This is a genomic window from Chryseobacterium pennipullorum, from assembly GCF_003384725.1.
GTDB lineage: Bacteria > Bacteroidota > Bacteroidia > Flavobacteriales > Weeksellaceae > Chryseobacterium > Chryseobacterium pennipullorum.
Map to the genome: position 1 here is coordinate 104,621 of NZ_QNVV01000017.1, position 6,450 is coordinate 111,070.

Sequence of the window (6,450 nt, forward strand, 5' to 3'; positions counted from 1 at the left end):
TTACACTGAAAAGAAGAAAAAACAGCACTGTACAGCATGGTATTATTCCAGTACTTTTTTCATCATCAGGTCGGTCTGTTCGTCATTGCCAAGCCTGAAAATGTGTTGATCAAATACAACAAATCCGTTTTTCCTGTAAAAGTTCAGCGCTCTTATATTCTCTTCCCATACCCCCAGCCAGATGCAGGACTTTCGAAGGGCCTTAGCGGTTTCCACTGCCTGATGATACAACAGCTGGCCTACTTTTTTACCCTGATGGCTTTTTTTTACATAGATTCTTTCAATTTCAAGGCTTACTTCATCCTGTAACTCGGTCTGTGCCTGACCACAATTTACCTTCAGATAACCTACAGGTTCATCATCTTCCCATGCTATGTAGAACGTCGAATCAGGATCAGCAAGTTCTGCTTTTATTGTATTGATATTGAAGCTTTCTTCCAGATATTTCTGCATATCATCTTCGGAATTATTTTCAGCAAAGGATTCGTAGAAGGTTTGAATTCCTAGATTATGCAAGATTTCCAGATCTTCCCATGAAGCTTTGTTAATGATAATAGCAGCCATATTTGAGTTTTACGAAAAAAGTATCTTTTTAAATGCTTCAGAGGCCAGATGTACCTGTACACTCCAGTCATCGGCGGCATCACTTCCGGCATCGTCAGAAATGTACTTGAGGCACAGGAAGGGAATATGTTCCTTCTGAGCAATCAAGGCCAGCGGATACGCTTCCATATCCACAATATTGTAATCCGTTTCGGAATGATTCATTTCGAAGCTGTCGCCACTTCCGCAGATCCCTTCTTTCAGGTTTTCCATTTTCAGACCGTATTCCAAAACCGGAGGAATTCCCGACAGAGGCGTTTCATACATTTGAAATCCAAGCCCCCTTACATCCATATCCCTCTGAATAAATCGGGTACAGCATACCACTTCCCCCTTATGAAATCCTTTGCTTCCGGCAGATCCCAGATTGACGATCAGTTTGGGTTTACGGATATGAATCTCTCTGGTGAGCTCTATGGCAGCATTTACTTTTCCTATTCCTGTTATGAGTTTATTTTTACCGTCAAATACGATCCCTGCTTCTGACTCCAGTGCAAAAACAAAAAGGGTATCCGCAACCGGATACTGATGTCCGTTAGTAATTTTGATCATTGAAAAATTAGATTTTAGCCTATCCACAAAGATACAACAGCTTTTTGTTTTTTAGCCTCCAACAGGGTAGTAAATATCAGATAGTAAAAAGCATGTATAAAAATATTTAAATAAAACCCCAAACGGATAAAATCGTCTGGGTTCATATTAAATACTGCAACCGTCAGCATCACATGACGCACCGCCTTCACCGGAAAGATCTTTAAAAGGACTTACCGTTTCTTTGTAGGTCTGCTGCAGGGCATTTTCAAAAACCTCAACCGGCTGGGCACCGGAAACAGCATATTTCCCATTCAGGACGAAGAAAGGAACTCCGGAAACCCCATTATTTCTGGCCTCCTGAATATCCTGATTTACTTCGTAATCCAATTCATCAGAAGTCACTGCTTTGATGGCCTCTCCTTTATCAATGCCCAGCTTTTCTGCAAGACTTACCAAAACTTCAGGATCCGCTACATTTTTACCCTCAATAAAATGGGCGATAAACAAAGCCTCTTCCATTTCATTGGACCGGTTATGTTTTTTAGCGAAATGAAGCAGCTTATGGGCCTTAAAGGTATTGGTGATCAAAGCTTTTTCAAAATCAAAATCAATCCCCGCTCCTTTTCCCATCTGGGTAACCTGGCTCAGCATTTGGGTAGCCTGGGCCTCCGCAACACCTTTTTTTTCTCTGAAATACTGAATGGTATTCTGCGTTTTGTCAGGATCTAAAGAGGGATCCAGCTGGAAGCTCTTCCACTCTACTTCTACCTCATCTTTAAAGGGAAGTTTCTGTAAAGCCTGTTCAAAATTATTTTTTCCGATATAGCAAAACGGACACATGATGTCCGACCATATTTCTATTTTCATTGTCTAAAATTTTAATCAAATGTAATACATTTTATTCAATGTAACAAAATTTGTTACAGTTTAATTACGACAGGCCGATAGGACCCTTCTCTTTTTCTCAGCAGCAGCCTTAAGGAACATCATCAAAAAGGCAAAAAGCCCGAAGATACAGCCTATCCATGGATTATATTCCACTCCCATTGTGATGATGATCCACCCACCCAATGTTGTTCCTAAAGTGACCCCGAGATTACCGAATGAGGTCGCCAGACTATTGGCAAACTCCATAGAATCGGGTGCCGAAGAGATCATGTAGGTAGAAGCGTTCAGGAAACTTGGTGAATAAAGGAATCCCCATATAGCAATCACCACAATATTGGCCCAAAGATTTCCACCCGCCACATACAGCAGAACAGGAACCACTAACGTTCCGGAAAGAAAAAATGCTGTTGTACGGGAGACATTTTTATTGAGCATTTTACCTGCGATCCAATTGCCAGCAATTCCTAATCCTCCAAACAAAAACATCATATAGCTTACCATTGATGTATCCATTTCTTTTGCTCTGTTCAGATAGTCTGCAAAATAGCTGTAGGTAGAAAACCAGGCTGTTATCATGAAGAAATTGGTCATTGTACTCAGAATAAATGGGATCTGTGTTAAGATCCTGATCTGGCTTCCATAGGATTTCTTTTCTTTAACAGGCATGCGCGGTAACATACCATGGATCATACATAAAGCAATAAAACTTACCACTGCCTGTACAACAAATGAATACTCCCAGGAATACATTCCGGAAATCCATGTAGAAAAAGGAATGGTGGTAACTGTCGCGATGGCTATCCCATTAAAAACGATACCCATCAGCTCATTCTTTTTATCGGGATCCGCATGGGAGACTGCAACAGATAAAGCGGTAGCAATATAAACAGGCTGAAGAAATGCAGGAAGTATCCGTACGGTCATCAACAACCAGAAAGGGGGTGAAAATGCAGAAATAATTCCTGTCATCAAAAATATAAAAATAGCTGCTATCATTACTTTTTTACGGTCGATCCCTGATGTGAGCAAAGTCATAAAAGGGCCTGTAAGTGCTATAACCAAGGCAAAGGCGCTTAACAGATAGCCTGCCTTGTCTATACTTATCTGATAATGTGCTGCAACCTGAGGCAGAATTCCGATGATTCCAAATTCTGTCGTAATCACTGCAATAAGCCCCAGACATCCGATGTATGCATATTTCTTTGTCATCAGTCCAGATTTTCGGCTTCAAGATTCCGGATGGCAAATGATGCCATTTCATTTACTGCGGTCTGTACCTCATTCAGAATTTCTCCCATATGCATAAATCCATGAACCATATCTTTGTATAGACTTACCTGAACAGAAACTCCTGCATTTTCCATATTTTCAGCAAGCTTTCTTCCGTCATCTGACAACGGATCATGTTCTGCAAGAATAACCAATGTAGAAGGTGTCGATCTGAAATCTTTCATTAAGGCAGGCACGGCGAGTGGGTTATTCTCTTCTTTCCGGGGTAGGTACCACTTCCAGGCCTGTATTCCGCCCTCCCTGGTGAGAACGGGGCCATTTTCATAGGTGCTCCAGGATGTTGAATTCAGCTGATTATCAGAGGCAGGATAAATCAGGATCTGAAATTTCAGCAGCTCCCCAATCTGAGTAGAAACAGCAGTTGCCAAAGCGCCTCCTGCACTGTCGCCAATGATTCCGATCCGGTTCCGGTCGATTCCCAGCGATTCGGACTGTTCTATAATCCATTTTGAAGCATCCAGGCAGTCGTCTAATCCTGCCGGAAAAGGATGTTCGGGAGCAAGCCGGTAATTGATAAAGAAAATGACCGACCCCGTTGTATTGGCCAGCTTCCGGGCAACAGCATCGTGGGTTTCATATCCGCCAGCCATAAACCATCCTCCATGAATATAAATAACAGCGGATGAATGTTGGGTCATTTTTCCCTTTGGGTAATATACCCGGAGGGGAATCTGTCGATTACCGTATGGAATTTCCAGTTCTTCAATCACCGAAACAGCTTCTTTTTTGCCACTCAGCTGAAAGCTCATAGTCTCAAGGTATTTACGGATATCATCCAGGGAATCCTTCGCATTGAATGTCTGTATTTTCTGTAAATGATTTAAAATCAGATTTATTTCAGGTGTTAACTGCATGTTGTTGATTATTTTTAATTAATGTTGTCCGGATGAACGTTAGCGCTACTGTTCTTTATAACAACTTATTTTTATGTTTGTACTGGCAAAATTAAAATTCAAACCTTACATTTGCACTGTATGCATCGAATTGTACGGTACTAACAAATTTGTAAGTAATGGGGAAAATAAAAGAAAATTCAACGAATAATATCAACAGACAATATATCCATGAGTGTGATCTGACCTATGCCGTCTGTAAGATCGGAGGACGTTGGAAGCTTTTAATCCTTGATAAGCTTAAAGGAGGAAAACTTCGATTCAGTGAACTTAGAAAATCCATCACTGGAATAACGGAAAGGATGCTCACCTTACAGCTGAGAGAGCTGGAGAAAGAACACCTGATCAAAAGAACCGTATATGCTGAAGTTCCACCAAGAGTTGATTATGAACTTACAGCTATTGCCCGCGAGCTTATTCCGATTTGGAATGAACTCAGCAAATGGGGTGGAAAACACAGGGAATTGGTCCAAGAACCAACGCACGCTGAAAATTAAAGTAAGGGTTAATGGGGATCGGTCCCTTCAGGTTACTTTGTAAGAAAAAACCAATCTTTTCAAAGAGAATGGGCTTAGCTGATCGGAAATGAAAAAATAATCTTTATAATTTGCTGTTCACTTTATTGGAGAATAGTAGATGCGCGAGCAGAGCAAGTACTCCAAACAAGGTTCCTACAAAACAAACGCCAGTCCATTCTGCTTTCTGCCAGGCAAGAGATGCAAGCCAGGTTCCCAATGATCCACCGATAAAATAAGACACCATATACACGGTATTCAGCCGGTTCACAGCATTGGATTTGATCATGAAGTAATTGGTTTGATTCATAATATGACTGGACTGTACACCCAGGTCCACAAGAATGACGCCCACAATAAGCCCCCAATAAGTATCTCCTGCAAAATAAGTGAATCCCCAGCTTCCAATAACAATCAGCAAAGAATACAGGATAATCCTGTTGATATCGAGAAAACGCTGCAGTTTCCCTACTTTAGCTGCTGCCAGCGCTCCCACAGCCCCAGCCAGGCCAAAGCTTCCTACTACTGACGAGCCTGCGTAAAAAGGCGCTTTTTCCATATGGAACACCAGGGTTGTAAATAAAGCGCACATCGATCCAAAAGCCATGGCACCCCGGAAGGCGGCCAGCTGAAGGACAGGCTGAGTTCTTGCCAGATGGGCAACAGAACGCATCAGCTCTTTATAAGAACCCTTAAAGTTGGGCTGCATTTCCGGAAGCATTTTATAAACGGCAAGCCATACCAGGATCATCAGTCCGGCCGCAATACCAAACATGGCTCTCCATCCCCAGACTTCTCCTACAATTCCTCCTATAAATCTGGACAGTAAAATCCCCAGCAATAATCCAGACATGACCAATCCGATATTAGAAGATTTTTCTTTGTCCGAAGAAAGCTCAGCCGCAATGGGTACAAATAATTGAGGAATTACTGAAGTCGCACCAATCAAAAGACTGGCAGCGTACAACATCCAGAGTTCGGTCGCAAAGGTCATCCACAGCAGTGCACCAAAAACCAGGAAAAGGTCTATCAGAATCAGTCTTTTGCGGAAAAATTTGTCCCCCAGAGGAACAATCAGCAAGAGTCCCAAAGCATAGCCTATCTGAGTAAGGACAGAAATCCTGCTGGCAGCACTTTCGGAAATATGAAGATCTGTAGAAATGAGTGCCAGCAAAGGCTGGTTATAGTAATTGTTGGCTACAACAAGTCCTGAAATAATTGCCATCAACCAGATCACCGTCCTGGAAATACCGTTCGTAGAGCTCACCTGCATGTCTAAAATAAAATTTTGTTGGAGAGAAAATATTTCTGACAGAAATGGACATCTCCGGAAATACGTTCTTTATTAAGTCCCCAAAGGTAGGCATTTTAACAAAAGATAAATCACAACATTATTGAATTGATCTTTACTTTTGATATAAAAATTTCATGAAACAGGCTTTGGCAACGTTTCTTTTAAATCATTACTGGGTCTTATATTAATGATTGTTTTGAGTGCAGCTGCAGGGGTAGACTTCCCTATGTCTTAAGTAAAGGCTGGCTTTTCAGTTGTGTATACAATTTCCAATAAGTCACTCCCTCTAAATTCAATATAGAGATATTTATAATTTTTCTTAACTTCTATTCTATTTGAAGACTTACCCTTTTTCAAACAGTTTATAAATATAAAATATTCTCTAATTGATCAAAAACTCTTTAGCATATAGCCATGGACTAAGTCCATTTAA

General features: G+C 41.2%; 7 protein-coding genes. 1 reads left to right on the forward strand and 6 read right to left on the reverse strand.

The genetic code is table 11. From position 1 onward, the window contains the following. Window positions 1–42 precede the first annotated feature (42 nt). From DRF67_RS16745 to DRF67_RS16765, 5 genes are all read right to left on the reverse strand, one after another. The gene (locus DRF67_RS16745; RefSeq protein ID WP_115929449.1) at window positions 43–564 is read right to left on the reverse strand and encodes a GNAT family N-acetyltransferase; all 522 of its coding nucleotides are present in this window, start codon (window positions 562–564) and stop codon (window positions 43–45) included. A 9-nt stretch (window positions 565–573) separates the two neighbouring features. Beyond that, on the reverse strand, window positions 574–1,155 hold the full coding sequence (locus DRF67_RS16750) for a 5'-methylthioadenosine/S-adenosylhomocysteine nucleosidase family protein (RefSeq protein ID WP_115929450.1): 582 nt from the start codon (window positions 1,153–1,155) through the stop codon (window positions 574–576). Window positions 1,156–1,302: 147 nt separating this feature from the next. Beyond that, the gene (locus DRF67_RS16755; RefSeq protein ID WP_115929451.1) at window positions 1,303–2,004 is read right to left on the reverse strand and encodes a DsbA family oxidoreductase; all 702 of its coding nucleotides are present in this window, start codon (window positions 2,002–2,004) and stop codon (window positions 1,303–1,305) included. 60 nt (window positions 2,005–2,064) lie between these two features. Further along, window positions 2,065–3,234, reverse strand: coding sequence for an MFS transporter (locus DRF67_RS16760; RefSeq protein ID WP_115929452.1), 1,170 nt, complete (start codon window positions 3,232–3,234; stop codon window positions 2,065–2,067). Then, window positions 3,234–4,169, reverse strand: a complete 936-nt coding sequence (locus DRF67_RS16765; RefSeq protein WP_115929453.1) for an alpha/beta hydrolase — start codon at window positions 4,167–4,169, stop codon at window positions 3,234–3,236. The genes DRF67_RS16760 and DRF67_RS16765 overlap by 1 nt, the downstream gene beginning before the upstream one ends. Before the next feature lie 158 nt (window positions 4,170–4,327). On the opposite strand from DRF67_RS16765, the gene DRF67_RS16770 reads away from it, so the two are divergent. Next, window positions 4,328–4,705, forward strand: coding sequence for a winged helix-turn-helix transcriptional regulator (locus DRF67_RS16770; RefSeq protein WP_115929454.1), 378 nt, complete (start codon window positions 4,328–4,330; stop codon window positions 4,703–4,705). Window positions 4,706–4,808: 103 nt separating this feature from the next. Here the strand turns inward: DRF67_RS16770 and DRF67_RS16775 are convergent, their stop codons facing one another. Next, window positions 4,809–5,996, reverse strand: a complete 1,188-nt coding sequence (locus tag DRF67_RS16775) for an MFS transporter (protein ID WP_115929455.1) — start codon at window positions 5,994–5,996, stop codon at window positions 4,809–4,811. Window positions 5,997–6,450: the final 454 nt, after the last annotated feature.